Genomic DNA, 15768 nt, shown 5'->3' on the forward strand with positions numbered 1-15768 from the left:
CTACTCGGTTTCACGGAGGAAAAGACGATGCTGCAAGCAACAAGACCCGCTCGGAGATTCTTTATACTTCTCATTTTATCATTCACGCTGACAGCACAACTGCAGCTTGACGCCGCTGAACCCTTGGAAAAACACTGGCCAGTCAATCAACAGATCCCGCTATCTCAAATTGATCATAGTGCACTGGATCGTCTGCTACGCAAATATGTTGATGTTCGGGGACTCGTCAATTACAAGGCGTGGAAAGCTACCCTGGAAGATCGGCAGGCGCTGCAGAATTATTTGAAACATTTGAGCCAGGCTGATCCCAACCAGCCAACGACTCAATCTGTGAAACTGGCATTCTGGATTAATGCTTACACTGCAGTGACACTCGAAGGAATCCTGCAGGTCTATCCAACTTCGAGCATTCGCAATCATACTGCGGAGGTGTTTGGATATAATATCTGGGATGATCTGCCTCTGATTGTGGGGCGAAAAAACTATCGTTTAAACCAAATAGAACACGAAATCTTACGTAAGAGTAATGAACCTTGAATCCATTTTGCGATCGTTTGTGCTTCGAAGAGTTGTCCCAGACTCCTCAACGAAGTCTCTACGGCAGATAAAGTAGGCTCTCAACTGACCGAAAATACAGTTGACTCCTTTAAACAGCCAGACAATTTCCGTGTAAACCCTTCCACTAATACCATTTATCTCAATTCGATATTGAATTGGTTCGCAACCGATTTTAGACAAGAAAAATCTCACCAACTCCTTTATATCTCCCGGTTTGTGACGGACGCCTCGCATGTCATGCTGATCACCTCTGAGGTCAGCGTGAAATATCTGGATTATAACTGGAACCTTAACTCCCAGCCGTGAATCAGTTAGCGCTGGGACGCTGAGGGATATACCCTACAGCCTGCTGTCAACTCAGAGAACTTAAACAGACTACAAAATATCCATCGGTAAATTGCGATCTCAATTCGTCATAAACCACATATCAATTACAAAAATCTGAACCAGAATAATCCTGCAAACTGAACAGACCATCAAATATTACCGATATGTAAAGCGTGTAGGACCTCTGGAATTTATCATAAGGAACAGTTATGCGTGCCGGGCACTTTATCATTTTTTCACTGAGTTTAGTCACCCTTCCCTTATTCTCTGTCTCCTCATACGCAGATGAGATCAAATGGCAAACCAATTTGAAACAGGCCGCGACCCAGGCCCGTTCCGAAGACAAAGCCATGTTAATTCAGATCGGCGCCTCATGGTGTGGCTTCTGCCACAAAATGGATAGGGAAACATACAAAGACGCGAAAGTCATCAAACACGTCAACTCATGCTTTGTCCCCATTCGTGTGGATGCAGACGAAAACTCTGAACTGGTCGAAGCAATTGGTGTTGCCGGACTACCCACCACAGTCATTATCACACCCGAACTGAAAATAGTGAAAAAGATTTCCGGTTACGTGGCTGCCCCCGAAATGCAGGGGCATCTCAGCAAAATCTGTCTGGTGAATCACGACCAGGCAGCGCCGATCCCTAAACAGGAACCCATCCAGAAAATGAGCCAGAAGCAGGTTGCACCTGAGTTCGCCTTCAAAGGTATATGCCTGGTGAGTATGCTGGACGATCAGGAACTGACTGTCGGAAAAGCAGAATTCACCTCCGAATATCGCGGCCAGACGGCCTGTTTCTCATCAAAAGAACATAAGCAGAAATTTGATGCAGAACCAGAACACTATTGGCCCGCCTTCGAAGGTAAGTGCCGCGTCTCGCAATTAGAACGCAACCAGTCTGTGGAAGGAGACCCGTTCGCCGGCGGCGTGTATCGCGAGCGGCTCGTATTCTTCACATCAGCAGCAGAACGTGACAAGTTTACTGCGAACCCGGGTTACTACCTGATCAGGAAGTAATGCCAAAACACCTGACAGCCATCCTCAACTCTGGTTGGAAGGGAGAGGAACAGATACGCTGCCAGGTGTCGTTTCAAATTCAATCAACAGCCTGTTACCGACTGCCGTGACAGGCTGTTTTTCTACTTACTGCATCTGTTACCGGTTACTTTTCGGTTTCAATCGACTGGGGTTCCAGCCAGACGAACTTACCTTTGTGGGCAATCTGCTTGCCTTTCACACTGACTTTCTGGCTCTGAAAACGCCCTTTATATAAATCAGGGTGTGAAGCATGTGCGCCCTCAATCACATAAATTTTTCCGTCGTCGCTTTTAACAGCCAGACCTAATTCATCCGGATCCTGCCTGGGATGGACTCCGTATTCACAGGCGGCGCAGCCCGTGGTCCCGCTGATTGAAACCAGCTCAGAAGCGGCTGGCGATCCGCTGGCAGCGGCCTGCTTTGCTGTTAAGCCGCTGACATACTTTGCAGGATCTTTCTGAAATTTCTGCATCACGGCCTGACTGGGGAACTGATACTTCAGTCCCTGGTAGATAGCCGTGAACTCCGGTTTACCGGGCACGTCTTTACCGCCATCGACTTTACAGACAATACATTTCCCGTCAAAGGCCAGGTCAACATCTGCGTATTCTGTAGGTGATTTATCAAAGACAGCTTTGATGCTCTCGTTCGGAAACAGGAATACACGTCCCTCGTAAAAACTGACATGATCAATCTTGCCCGGGTTCCGCAAGCCATCATGATGAGCAAAGCAGACAGTGCAATCTCCCTTTAACGCGGGAACATATTTTTCCGGTGCCGCTTCAAATTTCTGTTTTACTTCCTCTGAGGGAAACAGATAAGTCTGACCATCATAGACAACAGCAAACTCGGGCTTTCCGGCAACGACTTTCTTGCCATTCAACAGGCAGACGGCACAATTCCCATTCAGGGCGACCGGAGCCTGTTTTTTCTGACTGCTTTCTGCAGCATTCACAGCACCACTGAGACAGACTACGGATACCAGAACCGCTGCTGTCATTACAAATCGAAACAAATTCATCTGCATCTCCTGAAACATTCACTCTGTTTTCTACGAAGGGAATTCGGGCTGCAAACTTCAGTTCGTCAACCTCGATCAATTTCCCTGACACACACTGATTCATGGGTAATGAATCACAACAGTCACAGTATTGCTGCTGCCATTGGTGGAATCTGTGGTGTATCTCACAGTCACAAAATTTTATGAGAATTGAATCCGACAAGCTGATCTCTAAAGGGCATCAGATAAAACGGTATTGCATCAAATGGCCAAGTATTGATAATCAGGGTCTCTCTCCCAACTCAATGCAGACTCAGACATTTCTCAAGTCCTCTCTAATTCTTCAGTTATAACAAACCAGGTGCCTTATGTGGTGCACAAGTTGCCAGTCCGATGTGGCTGCCGAAGTTTCGTCAGATTCCAAACGCGTGCAATGCGCAACGTGTGGAAGTGATCTGGGAACGACTGCTGCTGCGCGCATCAGTGACAAAACCAAAGAAGCCCGAGAACTATTGGCTCGCTGGTCGAATCGTGAAATCCTTGACCCGTATGGTCCCTTAACCCGATCCGAATCTCGCGCACAAAGTACCGCTTCGCTGTTTGAACAACCTGAACCACAGCGTGCAGAACCCTATTCACAACCCGCAAAGAAATCTGTACCGGAACCTGCACCTTCCCTGCAGACTGGTGATTCAAATCTGGATCCCGATATTACCATTGAACAGACTTATGCTTATGAAGAGCACGAACCGGAACATGTGGATGACTTTGAAGAAGCAATTGTCCCTCGATTGCATTCTGAGTATCGTGATATTCAGGATTTGATCGAAGAAGACGATCAGAAACCCAACTGGCTGGGTCTGGTGGGACAGTTGATGGCGTATGGTGGCGTTGCCGTCTTGACAATCGGCACAACACTCGTCTTGTGGGGTTATTATGGCGGACCTGCTAACTATGCATCAACAGGCTGGCTCATCAGTACGGCAGGACAGATGCTGCTGTTCCTGGGAGTCATCACGCTCGTCTCTGCCGGCATGGAACAGACAACCAGTTCCGTCAGCCGCCGGATTGATCGTCTGGGCAAACGCATTTTTATGTTTGAACAGGCGATGCTGGAACAACAGCAGTCTCAAACACGCAGACGACGTACATCATCCACTGCGACTCACACTGCACCAGAACCAGCAACTCGCAAGTCGGCATAAGTGGTTTGGCTCTAAGCTGACTGCCATCAGAGCAACGCCCGCGTTTCCAGCATTAACAGATGTTCTTTGAGCGATGTCCCCTGTGGTGCTGAAAAGCCACCCAGCTTCCCTCCAGATGCGATCACACGATGACAGGGAATCAGAATTGGAATTCGATTCGAAGCCATCACGGTACCTACCGCACGCGCTGCACGCGGCGAACCGGCTTTCTCGGCCAGTTCTCCGTAAGAAATCTGTTCGCCATAACCAATCTCCTGCAGAGCATGAATCACGCGTGATTGAAACGGAGTCATCTTACTCAATTTCAGCTTCACATCCTGGAATTCCACATGTGCACCCTGAAAATAATCCTGCAACCGCTCCTGCAGTTCCGCATACCAGTTCGACTCGTTAACTATATTCGCAGAAGATGGTCCTTTTACAGCAGTCTCTGTATTGATAGCACGCATCAGATCATTGCGAGTAGGCAGGCCCATCAGAAATCGTTCTACAGTGTCCCCCTTCCCCTGCAGACCACACCAGCCAATTTCCGTCTGAAACAGCGACCAGCTAGAAGGTATTTCGGAAGAAGAAGTGGTTAAATGTTCTGTTTCAGGAACAGCCCTGTTTACAGAAACAGTTCTTTGACCCATCTCAATTTCTCCGATAGAATAAGTTTCACTAACGAGCCTCGACTGACAACTCCTGCCAGGAGTCATCAGTCTCAATTATATGACGATCGAGCGATTATGCACCCATACAGCATGCTGTCTGATGATTATTTCATCAACTTAAACCTGTGCACTGAAATGACACTGCCTTCCGCCCGGGATACAGTTCTGAATTTCTTTGAACGGGTCCAGAAATCATTTCCCAGCATGCGTAATTTCTACAATCGCGGCGAAAGCGGATTCATCCTGGAGGAAGATAAAGAAGAAGTTGGGCAGCAGCGCTGGATGTCACTGGAGACGCAGCGGATCTGCAGTGGCTATTTAAATCCCAAAGATCCCGAAGACTGTCTGGAACAGAACCGGCTGATGCTGGAACTGGTTCCCTATATGCTGTCAGTCAGCCCACTGGATTGCGAAGCCCTGGATTATATCGTCGGTTTTGATTTTTCTTATCGAGGCAATCACGATGCCCTGGTCGCGGAAGTGCTCGGTGCGAATCATGCGGTCGACAGCCTGCTGCAGATTCCCGGTTCACAGACTCTCAACTACGAACCTTCGATCACTCTGAGTCTGGATGATTCCTGTCGCTGCCAGGCACGACTGCTGATAGAAACCCGTACCAACGCGTACCAGGTCAAACGCGATGAGTACCCCGACGAGCAGATTACCGTCTTTTTTACGCTCAGACAGTATGGGAGTCAGTCTGCAGAGACCAGACTCGAAGACACGATGCTGGATCTGAAAGCCAAATCGGATCGTCTGCTGAACGAGTATGTGATTGATCAGGTGCTGCGTCCTCTGGCACAGGCCATTTCAACGAAATAAAGTGAGTTTTACAGAATCGGGGCCGGTCCAGTTTCAAAAACCAGTTTCCCGCTATAGAGTAAGGGTTGTCCATCAATTCTGAATTAACAGGTGATCAATGTCAGGCGAGCACGCCAACCAGCGTGCAGACCATTTCAGCCAACGTGTCAATCCAGGTCTGATAAGACAATAGTTCATATTGAGAATGCTTCTGGAATAACTTCAAACTCAAAGGGGATACCTTCGTGGCGCTAACATTAAGTGATTTCGCTCAGTCTCTTACCGTAGAAACCGCGTTCAGCGTTCTGGCCGTTGCCAAACAGCTTAAAGCGGAAGGTAAAGATGTCGTCGAACTCGAAGTCGGCGACAGTCCGTTTGACAGTACTGCTTCTGCCAAATCCACCGGGATTGAAGCCATCCAGAACAACCAGTCACACTATTGTGCATCACCGGGTATTCCTGAGTTTCGCAAGGCTGCCGCAGATTTTGTCTCCCGGGAATTCAATGTCGACGCAAAACCGGAAAACATCGTAGTGGGTCCCGGAGCCAAAGTATTCGAGCAGTTCTTCTGTGAAGCATTCTTAAACCCCGGAGATGGCGTACTGGTTTTCAGCCCGTATTTCCCCACGTATCTGCCGAACATTCAACGCCGCGGCGCCCGCATGGTGCTGTCTGACCTGAAACAGTCAAATGAATTCCGACCTGATCTCGCCGACATCAAAAAGTTTCTGGCAGAGGACCCTTCTCCCAAAGCCATCTTCCTGAACTCTCCCCATAATCCCACTGGTGGCGTCATTCCGGAAGAGGATCTGAAAGCGATTGCCGACCTGATTCGCGGAAAAAACATTGCTGTCTTCAGCGACGAACCTTACTGCCACATGGTCTGGCAGGGTAAACATCATTCGATCCTCGCACAACCGGGTATGATGGATCAATGCGTTTCTGCATACACTTTCAGTAAATCCTACAGCATGAGTGGCTGGCGGCTGGGTTTCTGTGTGGCATCAGAAGCAGTCGCGACCTCAATCGGGAAAATGGTGAATACAACACTCTCCTGTACACCTCCGATCGTCCAGCTGGCTGGCGCTGCTGCACTCAACTGTGATTCAGTCGAGCGGGACGAAGTCATGCTGAAATTCCGTGAGAAAGTGGTACTGCTGACGAACAAGCTGAACGCCATCGAAAACTTCCACGCGCTCGATCCACATGCCACGTTTTACGTTTTCGTGAATGTTGCTCCGGTCTGCAATCAACTCGGGATTACCAGTCATGGCCTGGCGTTATACCTGCTGGAAGGTGCCGACGATGATTTTGGAATTGCCTGCCTGGGTGGAGAATGTTTCGGAGAAGCCGGACAGGGATTTTTGCGGTTCAGCTGTGCCGAACCGAATGATCGACTGGAACAGGCGATCGATTTTATTCCTGAAGCACTCTCTCGAACGGACCGCATTGCCAGCTATCTGGAATCACATCCGGCTGCCCGGCTGAAAGCACCATACCCGGTATAAATCGAGATCATGACGCTTGGCATTACCGTAAGTCAGACCAGTTTTCAGGGATGTTATGAATCGTTATCAACTACTGATACGCAGCGGACTGATTCTATACTGGATAACACTGTTCACAGCGACTCATGTTCCACTTAAGAAGGGAACCATCCCACAGGGGACCGATGTGCCTCTGCATTTTATTGCATATGCGGGGCTGGCGTTTCTACTGACTTGGTGGCTGTCACTGAAGTGGGACAGGCTGACAGTCAAACGTCTGTTAGTGATTTTTGTCGGGGTGAGCCTGTTTGGTGTGCTAGACGAACTCCTTCAGGGCATTCCCATTATACAACGCGAACCGAGTATCAAAGACTGGATCGCTGATACGACAGGTGCGCTGTTGGGGATTTCCTTGTTTCTGATCGTAAGCAAGCCGCTGCTTTTAATCAGAAACCGCTTCCAGCAAAAACCAGATCAATCAGATTGAACAGTTATGTTAATGGCGTAACAAATCTGATTACAGTTTTTTACTGGTGGAAGGAGTCCGCCAGCGCCGCTTCGATTTCTCCAATAGATTGATCGCACCTGCGGGTCCCCAGGTTCCGGCGTAATATGGTTCTGGCGTATGCTCGGGCCGCTCCCATTGCTCCAGCACGGGAGTTACGAATTTCCAGGCGGCTTCCAGCTCGTCACTGCGGGTAAACAACGTCGAATCGCCGCGCAGAACATCCATCAGTAATCGTTCGTAGGCTTCAGGCAGACTCGTGTGATATGCGTCTTCAAACGCGAAATCCATCGTGACTGGCTGGATCTGATACTGCATTCCAGGTCGCTTCGTCGAAAATTTCATCGAGATTGATTCTTTAGGCTGGATGCGGAAGATCAACTCATTCGGTTTGCGTTCCACCATCGAACAGATATCGCCGTCGCATTCCACCGTCGTAAACAGATTCATCGGGGGATGTTTGAACTGAATCGCAATTTCACTCACACGCTCAGGCAGGCGTTTTCCCGTTCGCAGATAAAAGGGGACTCCTTCCCAGCGCCAGTTTTCCACCAGGACTTCCATCGCCACAAATGTTTCACGATTTGAGTTAGCAGGCACCCGTTCTTCTTCCCGATAACCGGGAACTGCCTGATCATGCGACTGCCCTGCGGTATACTGACCGGCTACAGCCCAGTCCGAAATGGGTCCTTTTGAACCCGGAGTAAGCGTTTTGAGTACTTTGAGTTTTTCATCGCGGATTTCTTCGCCACTGAATAACGCCGGTGGTTCCATGGCGATCAGACACAGCAACTGCAACACGTGATTCTGCAGCACATCCCGTAAGGCTCCGGAACGGTCATAATAACCGCCACGCCCGTGTTCGATCCCCTGAGATTCCGCTACGGTAATCTGCACATGATCAACATGGTTGCGATTCAACAGTGGCTCAAATATCGAGTTACTCAATCGGAATAACAGAATATTCTGAACGGTCTCTTTACCAAGATAATGATCGATGCGATAGATCTGATCTTCTGATAATAGTTCGCTCAACTCCTGGCTCAGTTTCTGTGCAGATGTCAGATCGTGGCCAAAAGGTTTTTCAATGACAACCCGCAACCATTGATCTTCTGAGTTGCGGGGAATCATTTTCGCGCGAGAGAGTGCCTGCACGGCGGGGTAAAAGAGCGAAGGTGCCGTCGCCAGGTAAGCGACGCGTTTGGAAATCACATCTCCCACCGTTTCACGTTCCACAGTTTCAATTGTTGATTTCAACGAAGCATGATCACTTTCGTCTGTGATATCGACTTCGCGATAATAGAGCCGTTTTGAAAAAGTCGCCCATTTTTCATCGGTCACTGTTCCAGTACGGGTAAACTGTGCCACTGATTCACGCTGTTCAGTGCGAAACTGCTCATCCGTTTTGGAGCGACGTGCCAACCCGATAATCGGCAGCTCTTCAGAGAGAAAACCTTCGCTCCAGAGGTCATACAACGCAGGGATCAGTTTACGTGCCGTCAGATCGCCGGATGCACCAAAAATCAGGATGGTTGCTGTGGTCAGATCGACTGATGAACTTGAATTGGCCATGACTTACATCCGTGCCTTTTTGGAGAAGTGAATTCGGAAAATTGAAAGAGCGCCACAAACAGCTGACTAAATCTTAGCCGACTGCTGTTCAATCAGAGCGTCCAGTTCGCCTTTGAGTCGAGGCAGTATATCATCATAAGAATAGCGGCCCAGAGATTCACTCCCCTTTTTCAGGTTCACGTAATTCGGCCCGCACCAGAGTCCGAGGTCGGCGTCATCTGTTTCACCAGGACCATTGACTCGGCACCCCATCACGGCAATTGTGATTTTATGATCTTTGGCATAAGCGGTCATCTGTTTAACATCGCCCGCCAGATCCACAAAGACTTCATTCTCGACTCGAGAACAACTGGGACAGCTGATGATATTTAATCCCTTCTGGTCGAAATCGACAACGGATCGAACCCGACCGGCAGCGATATCATGCAGAATTGATTGACCGGCTGCAATCTCTTCTCCTTTGCGGTCATTGGGTACGGTCAGAGAAACGCGAATGGTATCACCGATGCCTTTGCTGACCAGCTGCTCGAATGCAATCCGGGTTTTAATCACACCGTCAGGTGGCAGGCCCGCTTCCGTGACGCCCAGATGCAGCGGAATATCAGGTCGTTTGGCAGCAAACCGGGTGTTGACTTCAATCACTTTCGCGGGATCAGAATCTTTCAGTGAAACACAGAACCGTGTGAAGTCTATGGATTCCAGAAATTCACAATGATCCAGTGCGCTTTCCAGCATCGGCGAAATGGAATCATGCGGATCATACTTTTCCAGCTTGGCTGGATCGACGGAACCGCAGTTCACCCCCACACGCATTGCACAATCATTGTCTTTCGCAACTTCGGCGATGAAACGAACTTTTTCCTGCCAGGCTTTTTCCGGCTCATGGTGATACAGATGACCCGGGTTATATCGCAGCTTATTCACATATGGTGCAATCACTTCCGCCAGGCGATAATTTTCCTGCAGATCGACGGTCAGCGGAACGGTTGTCTGCTTGCGGATTTCGATTAACGCAGCTGCTTCCCGCTTATTATCAACGGCAATCCGCACGATATCTGCCCCCGCCCGTTCGAGCGAGTGAATCTGGGCAACGGTCGCGTCGATATTACTGGTTTTGGTAGCAGTCATGCTTTGTACGGCGATCGGATGAGCATTTCCAATCGTGACTGTACCAATTCTCACTTCTCTGGTTGGATTACGTGGTAATTGCAAGTTGTTTATTCCTTGTAAGATAAAACCGCTGATCGACCCGCTGTCGGGCTCCCGGATTGTAAAAGATCGCGGGCTCAACGTCCATTGATGAAAAAAGTTAAAAATCAATTGGGATTGACAGATTTTGGATGTCGTTTTACAAGCCTTCGGTCAATTAATTGCATTTTATGCAAAGAGTGCGGATACACAAAGTAGGTGAAACAAAAAATGAATCGTCAGATTGCAGGGATGCTAGTCGGTTTAATGCTTTTCAGCGGATGTGGTTCCGAGTCGCAACCAGCTTCACAGAAAGCAGTTAACACAGAGAACACTGCCAAAACAACAGTGCAGACTGCAGTGGGAAACAAACTGAAAAAAGCTGTACCTGAATCGGTTCCCCATCAGAAGCCGGACCCAGCAACGCCCGCCCATGCACAGACAACCATTGATGAAGCCTCCATTCAGAAAGCGGAAGAATTCTTCCTGCGTGGAATGGAATTCCAGAAACAGGGCAAGCTGGCAGAATCGACGCAGGAACTAACCATGGCGATCAAATTGAATCCCCGGGTTTCCCGATACTACTTTCATCGGGGCAGTGCCTGGGCAGATTTAAAACAGGACGCCAGTGCCATCGTCGACCTGACTAAAGCGATTGAGATGAGCCCGAAAAACGCACAGTATTACTACACACGCGCCCTGTTTTTCATGACACGTGGCGGTACGGAACTCGCTGTAAAAGATTTTACCAAAGTTATCGAGTGCAAGCCCGACAGCCAGCAGGCGTTAAACAATCGGGGTCTCCTGTTTGCTACGACAGGCAAACTTAAAGAAGCCCGCGCAGATTTTGAACGGGTTCTGGAAATCAAACCTGATAGTATTGATGCGATGAATAACCTCGGATTCGCATTAATGAATTTGAATGAAATGGACAAAGCAATAGAGGTTTTGAACAAAGTACTGCAGAAAAACCCCAAATATCTGAATGCCTATGATAACCGGGGACTGGTCTGGCAGAAACGCAAAGAGTATGACAAAGCCATTGCTGATTTTACCAAAGCCATCGAACTCAGTCCGGGCAGTCTGAAATTTTACCGGCAGCGAATGGTCGTCTATCAGCTGGCTGAACAGCCTGAAAAACAGAAAGCGGATGAAGAAAAAATCATCTGGCTGCAAAAGCTGGCCGGCCTGAATGAACGACTTGCCAAAACACCCGATGATACCGAGTTGATCCTGGAACGTGCTCAGTTTTATCTGGCATCTGAAATGCGTGAAATGGCGATGAAGGATTATGCAAAAATCGTCGAACTCACACAGGACACTGGCCGCGGTTATTATATTCGCGGCGCGCTGTATTTAGAGGAAAACAAGCTGGATCGCTGCATCCAGGAGTGTTCCCGGGCCATCAAAATCCAACCTCAACCGGAAGCGTATTCTGTCCGCGGCGATGCCTTCATGAAACAGGGTGATGTGGAACACGCACTGCGGGACTTCGAACGTGCAAAGCGGATTGATGAAATCGTTGCCAAAGCCTATCTGATGCGTTCCAAATCATTCAAAGAACGTGGCGAACACAAAAAAGCAGCGGAAGACTATGAACGCGCTGTTGCGATCGACCCCTCACTCGGACCTGGAAAACTGGACGAAGAAAAAACAGCCGGTAAACCTGTGATTCGGCCTATTAAATAAGGCTCATAACCCTGCCTGCTGCCGCGTAGTGTTGCCACAGGCACCTTCCATTTTACACTAAAGTCCAAACCAGGCGGTTACTCATGAGCGGCGGTTTCCTGGATGAAAATGAGTATGTTGAGCGTTCAGCTCAGCCAGCGAACGAACTGGACATCACGGACCTGTTATTCGTCAGTTTCAATTCGAGAGTCGTCGCGCTCAACCGTGATACAGGTACCCTGCTCTGGTCCTGGAAATCCCCTAAAGGTCGTTCCAATTATCTCGCGATTCTCGTGGATGAAGAACAGCTCTTCGTCTCAATCGATGGATATACCTACTGCCTGGATCCCATTACCGGACGTGAAATCTGGTTTAATCCCCTTAAAGGGCACGGGTATGGAATTCCCAGCCTTGCAACCGCGAATTTCAATACCGGATCTGCGGCGGCGGCAGAGTTAATTGCCCGAGAACTGCATCGGCAACAGCGTGATGCACACTAACCGCTGGGGGGGGGGAACCTCAGGCATACGGCCTGTTCAGGAAAGCAGCTCGGCATTCGTCAAATGCCAGCGATTAGGATCGAGGAGGGGCTGGAGTGGGAAATCCTGACATTCCGGATTGGCATACACAAACACATTCGTTTGTGAGTGCCTCTGAAAAAATCCAAAGCGGGCCAGCAGCTTCGATACTTCCTGGCGACCAAAGTAGTTCACCACGATCGTTTCCATACCTATCTGACGGCAATAACCACTAAAGGCGGTCATCATTAGTCGAAATGATTTCAAATCACGATAGAAAATATCCTGAATGCCCGCAGCATAATCGCCACTGCGTCCCGTCTCTCCCAGCACAAACACCATATACCCCAGCAGTCGCTGGTTGCGATCTTCCAGCGTCATGATCTGGAAACGGGTACTCGGTTCCTGTCGAAAACGCCATTCCAGAAATTCACGCGTCCGCTCGACCATCACCAGGCCTCCAGAATGCTCTCGAAACAGAGCTTCAAAGCGTTCGTCAATCGGGGCATCATAATTGATTTTGTTTTGATGAGGTAAAAACGTTCGCGTCTCCTGTGAAAAGAGACGCAAGCCCAGATCGGCCAGACCGGCAACGCCCTTTCTGACTAGTGGCGATGAGATTCGGTCTTTGAATTTGTATTCCGTCTGCAGGGGTTTGACCCAGTGCTGGAATGTTCCCACCTGTTGATAGCGACAGCGTTTGAATACGGCAGTCGCGGTATCGGTCATGCCATACACAAAACTGAAATCGGTATTAGGCAGGTGGGCGATGAGGGCCCGTTGTAATTTTAAAGCAGCCTGAGCTGACCGGTGTTCTTCGTCGATATTTATCGATTCTGCCTGACCTACAGCAAATGGTTTCCCGTCACAACACATTCGACGTGTTAATAAACCTGTCGAACCAATCAGCTTTCCCTCTGATGCTTCATGCGCGAGCCAGCAATAGTTCTCACCGAATGGGTTTTGATGATGAGACCAGTTAAACCATTGGGTATTGGTTTTATTAAAATTCCGATTAATCAGAGAAATCAGTTCTCCCTGATCGTCACTCGGGGTCGCCTGAGTGATTGAATAGCCCATGCCCTGAAAACCTGTTAATGCATTCTGTTGAGATGTGGAAACAGTCACGCGATATGTTGGTGAAGTCTAGGTCACGCCGGAAGAAAGTCAAATCACATCAAAATCAATTGATGTATTTTCCCGCGTGCCGGCATCTACAGTTTCTATATAGAAAAGCATCTCTCAAACGCAGGTTTATTCGGAAGCATATTGTTTTACCAGCAGCTCAACAATTGCGGAGTTCGCCGCTGGAAAACTCAACTCAGGCAGTTCCGCGGCTGGTATCCAGTGAAATCCATGCAGCGTCTGTTTGAATAGCTCATCCGAAGCATCTGCGGGCCGACAGAGCCAGAAATCCAGATCCAATTCTGCATGGTCGTAACTATGCTGAACCGAAAGCAGGTTATGGACCGGTATTACTTCCAGACCGGCCTCTTCCCTGCATTCTCTGGCGGCGCAGGCAGATGATGGCTCCCCCGTATGGCATTTTCCACCAGGAAACTCATGATAGCCTGCCAGAGGCGAATCTCCATTTCGAATTCCCACGAGGAATCGCCGCTGATATTCCACAACGGCAACTCCAATATGACTTACTTTCCGGTTACTCATGATCGCGCTCCATTTTCCGCCGGAAGAGACATGCCTGTCTCAACGATTTTCAGTCACCCGACCGAATATCATGCGACCTGCACTACTCTGTAGAACACTGGTAACTACAGCATCCACATCACGTCCGACAAGATGATTGGCCTGTTCACAAACCACCATTGTACCATCATCCAGGTATCCCACTCCCTGGGCCTGCGATTCTCCTTCTTTGATGATCTTTAACTGGATGTGTTCACCAGGCAGGTAGCGTGGTTTTAATGAATTGGCGACATCGTTCAGGTTGATCACATCGACCCCCTGCACGCTGGCAACCTTATTCAGATTAAAGTCGTTAGTAACGACCTTACCACCCAGTTTTTTTGCGGCAACCACCAGACGCTGATCGACTGTTAATCCTTTTTCCTTGTCGGTCTCTTTGGCTTCGTACATAGAGATATCAACGGTCGGATTATTCTGCAGAGTCGAGAGAATATCCAGTCCACGACGGCCTCGCACACGACGAACTTTATCACTGCTGTCGGCGATATCCTGAACCTCTTTGAGAATAAAATCGGGAACCACCATTTCGGAATCCAGAATTTTCGTCTCGACGACATCCGCAATTCGTCCATCTATCAAAGCGCTGCTGTCCAGCACCAGGGGACGTCCCCCCTTCAGCTCTCGTGAGAACTCAACGTAAGGAACAATAAACCGAAAGTCATCTTTGGTCTGCAACAGAAAAGATATACAAAGATAAGGCAAGGTCAGGGTCGTGATCATGACCACTCCCTCACCCCAAGGTGTCTTGGAAATCACTGGATTTAAGGCTTGTTTCAGCAAAAAACTCAGCAACACACCAACCAGCAGGCCAAAATAAATGGCCGAGATTACTTCGATCCGTTTGCGACCGATGAGCAGGTCCAGGCAGGTGACTGCCTGTGTCAGAATCATCAGCAGAACAAACGCGAGCAGTGGAGACTGATCGACGGGGCTGGGCGGGTTAGAACTGACAAAGGTGGCGATGGCACCAGCGCAAACAAATGCGTAGAGCACACGAATACTGATTAACAACATTACAAATGAGTCACTTTAAGTCTAAGGCAAGATTCTAGTTACTTGTTCCCATCGATTCTCGCATGCTGAAACTCATCGTAAAAACAGGTGATTCAGGTCGATTTCAATCGCTTGAATCTGATCCAGTAATATCCCTGTTCTCCGGAAATTAAGTCTCAGACATCCAGAGAGATTGGGAATGATTTTGATTTTTGCTCAATCAGCTACTCTGCAAAACGGGCTATTCCCGCGCTGCATTCAGCCTTGTGAACAGTCCTGATCCAGAGTGATTCATCTCTCCAGACAGCACTTCGTTCTCTCTATAAATATTATCAAGTGTGACAGACAGCCAGATTTCAATTCGGGACCTCGTCTGCTCCTTCACTGAATCTTTATTATAATGACCGACTTTCACTCCTGCTGATTTATAGAGTGTGAGGAAACAAAATCATTGTGTGATCTCCCAAACACACAACAGACATCAGCTGTTGTTTTCGGTCTGATAAACCGTGAAATACAAAGCTGTTATTAAAAACCTTGATA

The 15768-nt window shown here is 48.7% G+C and carries 15 protein-coding genes; 8 read left to right on the forward strand and 7 right to left on the reverse strand.

Annotated features, from left to right (window positions below; all coding sequences use genetic code 11):
• Nucleotides 1-27 precede the first annotated feature (27 nt).
• Together Pan161_RS31300 and Pan161_RS25265 are read left to right on the forward strand one after the other, a co-directional pair.
• Nucleotides 28-537 carry a DUF547 domain-containing protein gene (locus Pan161_RS31300; protein ID WP_197995512.1) on the forward strand — a complete coding sequence of 170 codons (510 nt, stop codon included), beginning with the start codon at nt 28-30 and terminating at the stop codon, nt 535-537.
• Nucleotides 538-1094: 557 nt separating this feature from the next.
• The gene (locus Pan161_RS25265) at nt 1095-1907 is read left to right on the forward strand and encodes a DUF255 domain-containing protein (RefSeq protein ID WP_145231515.1); all 813 of its coding nucleotides are present in this window, start codon (nt 1095-1097) and stop codon (nt 1905-1907) included.
• Nucleotides 1908-2052: 145 nt separating this feature from the next.
• Here the strand turns inward: Pan161_RS25265 and Pan161_RS25270 are convergent, their stop codons facing one another.
• Nucleotides 2053-2949 carry a YHS domain-containing protein gene (locus tag Pan161_RS25270; RefSeq protein ID WP_197995513.1) on the reverse strand — a complete coding sequence of 299 codons (897 nt, stop codon included), beginning with the start codon at nt 2947-2949 and terminating at the stop codon, nt 2053-2055.
• A 347-nt stretch (nt 2950-3296) separates the two neighbouring features.
• Here Pan161_RS25270 and Pan161_RS25275 point away from each other — a divergent pair, with 347 nt between their 5' ends.
• Nucleotides 3297-4133 (forward strand): hypothetical protein, encoded by an 837-nt coding sequence (locus Pan161_RS25275; protein WP_145231518.1) that lies wholly within the window; start codon nt 3297-3299, stop codon nt 4131-4133.
• Between the two features lie 26 nt (nt 4134-4159).
• Here Pan161_RS25275 and Pan161_RS25280 read toward each other — a convergent pair whose 3' ends face one another.
• Nucleotides 4160-4765, reverse strand: coding sequence for a methylated-DNA--[protein]-cysteine S-methyltransferase (locus tag Pan161_RS25280; protein ID WP_197995514.1), 606 nt, complete (start codon nt 4763-4765; stop codon nt 4160-4162).
• Between the two features lie 156 nt (nt 4766-4921).
• Here Pan161_RS25280 and Pan161_RS25285 point away from each other — a divergent pair, with 156 nt between their 5' ends.
• The 3 genes from Pan161_RS25285 to Pan161_RS25295 all read left to right on the forward strand — a co-directional run bounded on the left by Pan161_RS25285 (nt 4922) and on the right by Pan161_RS25295 (nt 7561).
• The gene (locus Pan161_RS25285) at nt 4922-5608 is read left to right on the forward strand and encodes a hypothetical protein (protein ID WP_232103489.1); all 687 of its coding nucleotides are present in this window, start codon (nt 4922-4924) and stop codon (nt 5606-5608) included.
• A gap of 224 nt (nt 5609-5832) precedes the next feature.
• Complete coding sequence (locus tag Pan161_RS25290; RefSeq protein WP_145231520.1) at nt 5833-7095, forward strand: pyridoxal phosphate-dependent aminotransferase; 1263 nt, start codon at nt 5833-5835, stop codon at nt 7093-7095.
• A 55-nt stretch (nt 7096-7150) separates the two neighbouring features.
• Nucleotides 7151-7561, forward strand: coding sequence for a VanZ family protein (locus Pan161_RS25295; protein ID WP_145231522.1), 411 nt, complete (start codon nt 7151-7153; stop codon nt 7559-7561).
• Between the two features lie 30 nt (nt 7562-7591).
• Here Pan161_RS25295 and zwf read toward each other — a convergent pair whose 3' ends face one another.
• Both zwf and ispG read right to left on the reverse strand, forming a co-directional pair.
• Nucleotides 7592-9151: a glucose-6-phosphate dehydrogenase gene (zwf, locus tag Pan161_RS25300; RefSeq protein ID WP_145231524.1), complete on the reverse strand. Its 1560-nt coding sequence runs from the start codon at nt 9149-9151 to the stop codon at nt 7592-7594.
• A gap of 66 nt (nt 9152-9217) precedes the next feature.
• Complete coding sequence (ispG, locus tag Pan161_RS25305; protein WP_145231525.1) at nt 9218-10363, reverse strand: (E)-4-hydroxy-3-methylbut-2-enyl-diphosphate synthase; 1146 nt, start codon at nt 10361-10363, stop codon at nt 9218-9220.
• 207 nt (nt 10364-10570) lie between these two features.
• Between ispG and Pan161_RS25310 the strand changes: the two genes are divergently transcribed.
• Nucleotides 10571-12028 (forward strand): tetratricopeptide repeat protein, encoded by a 1458-nt coding sequence (locus Pan161_RS25310; RefSeq protein WP_145231526.1) that lies wholly within the window; start codon nt 10571-10573, stop codon nt 12026-12028.
• 83 nt (nt 12029-12111) lie between these two features.
• Nucleotides 12112-12507 carry an outer membrane protein assembly factor BamB family protein gene (locus tag Pan161_RS25315; RefSeq protein ID WP_145231528.1) on the forward strand — a complete coding sequence of 132 codons (396 nt, stop codon included), beginning with the start codon at nt 12112-12114 and terminating at the stop codon, nt 12505-12507.
• Nucleotides 12508-12543: 36 nt separating this feature from the next.
• Here Pan161_RS25315 and Pan161_RS25320 read toward each other — a convergent pair whose 3' ends face one another.
• The 3 genes from Pan161_RS25320 to Pan161_RS25330 form a co-directional block, all read right to left on the reverse strand.
• Nucleotides 12544-13605 (reverse strand): GNAT family protein, encoded by a 1062-nt coding sequence (locus Pan161_RS25320; protein ID WP_145231529.1) that lies wholly within the window; start codon nt 13603-13605, stop codon nt 12544-12546.
• A 174-nt stretch (nt 13606-13779) separates the two neighbouring features.
• Entirely contained in the window at nt 13780-14193 is a 414-nt protein-coding gene (locus Pan161_RS25325; protein WP_145231530.1) for a (deoxy)nucleoside triphosphate pyrophosphohydrolase, read from the reverse strand.
• Nucleotides 14194-14232: 39 nt separating this feature from the next.
• Nucleotides 14233-15246, reverse strand: a complete 1014-nt coding sequence (locus Pan161_RS25330; RefSeq protein ID WP_145231532.1) for a PIN/TRAM domain-containing protein — start codon at nt 15244-15246, stop codon at nt 14233-14235.
• Between the last annotated feature and the right edge of the window lie 522 nt (nt 15247-15768).

It is taken from the genome of Gimesia algae, from assembly GCF_007746795.1.
Taxonomy (GTDB): Bacteria; Planctomycetota; Planctomycetia; order Planctomycetales; family Planctomycetaceae; genus Gimesia; species Gimesia algae.

Bases quoted from the DNA above. Each gene is read 5' to 3' on its own strand.
- Pan161_RS25265 (WP_145231515.1), top strand. From the start codon at position 1,095: ATGCGTGCCGGGCACTTTATCATTTTTTCACTGAGTTTAGTCACCCTT.
- zwf (WP_145231524.1), bottom strand. From the start codon at position 9,151: ATGGCCAATTCAAGTTCATCAGTCGATCTGACCACAGCAACCATCCTG.
- Pan161_RS31300 (WP_197995512.1), top strand. From the start codon at position 28: ATGCTGCAAGCAACAAGACCCGCTCGGAGATTCTTTATACTTCTCATT.
- Pan161_RS25330 (WP_145231532.1), bottom strand. From the start codon at position 15,246: ATGTTGTTAATCAGTATTCGTGTGCTCTACGCATTTGTTTGCGCTGGT.
- Pan161_RS25315 (WP_145231528.1), top strand. From the start codon at position 12,112: ATGAGCGGCGGTTTCCTGGATGAAAATGAGTATGTTGAGCGTTCAGCT.
- Pan161_RS25280 (WP_197995514.1), bottom strand. From the start codon at position 4,765: ATGGGTCAAAGAACTGTTTCTGTAAACAGGGCTGTTCCTGAAACAGAA.
- Pan161_RS25310 (WP_145231526.1), top strand. From the start codon at position 10,571: ATGAATCGTCAGATTGCAGGGATGCTAGTCGGTTTAATGCTTTTCAGC.
- Pan161_RS25285 (WP_232103489.1), top strand. From the start codon at position 4,922: ATGACACTGCCTTCCGCCCGGGATACAGTTCTGAATTTCTTTGAACGG.
- Pan161_RS25325 (WP_145231530.1), bottom strand. From the start codon at position 14,193: ATGAGTAACCGGAAAGTAAGTCATATTGGAGTTGCCGTTGTGGAATAT.
- Pan161_RS25320 (WP_145231529.1), bottom strand. From the start codon at position 13,605: ATGGGCTATTCAATCACTCAGGCGACCCCGAGTGACGATCAGGGAGAA.
- Pan161_RS25295 (WP_145231522.1), top strand. From the start codon at position 7,151: ATGAATCGTTATCAACTACTGATACGCAGCGGACTGATTCTATACTGG.
- Pan161_RS25270 (WP_197995513.1), bottom strand. From the start codon at position 2,949: ATGAATTTGTTTCGATTTGTAATGACAGCAGCGGTTCTGGTATCCGTA.
- Pan161_RS25275 (WP_145231518.1), top strand. From the start codon at position 3,297: ATGTGGTGCACAAGTTGCCAGTCCGATGTGGCTGCCGAAGTTTCGTCA.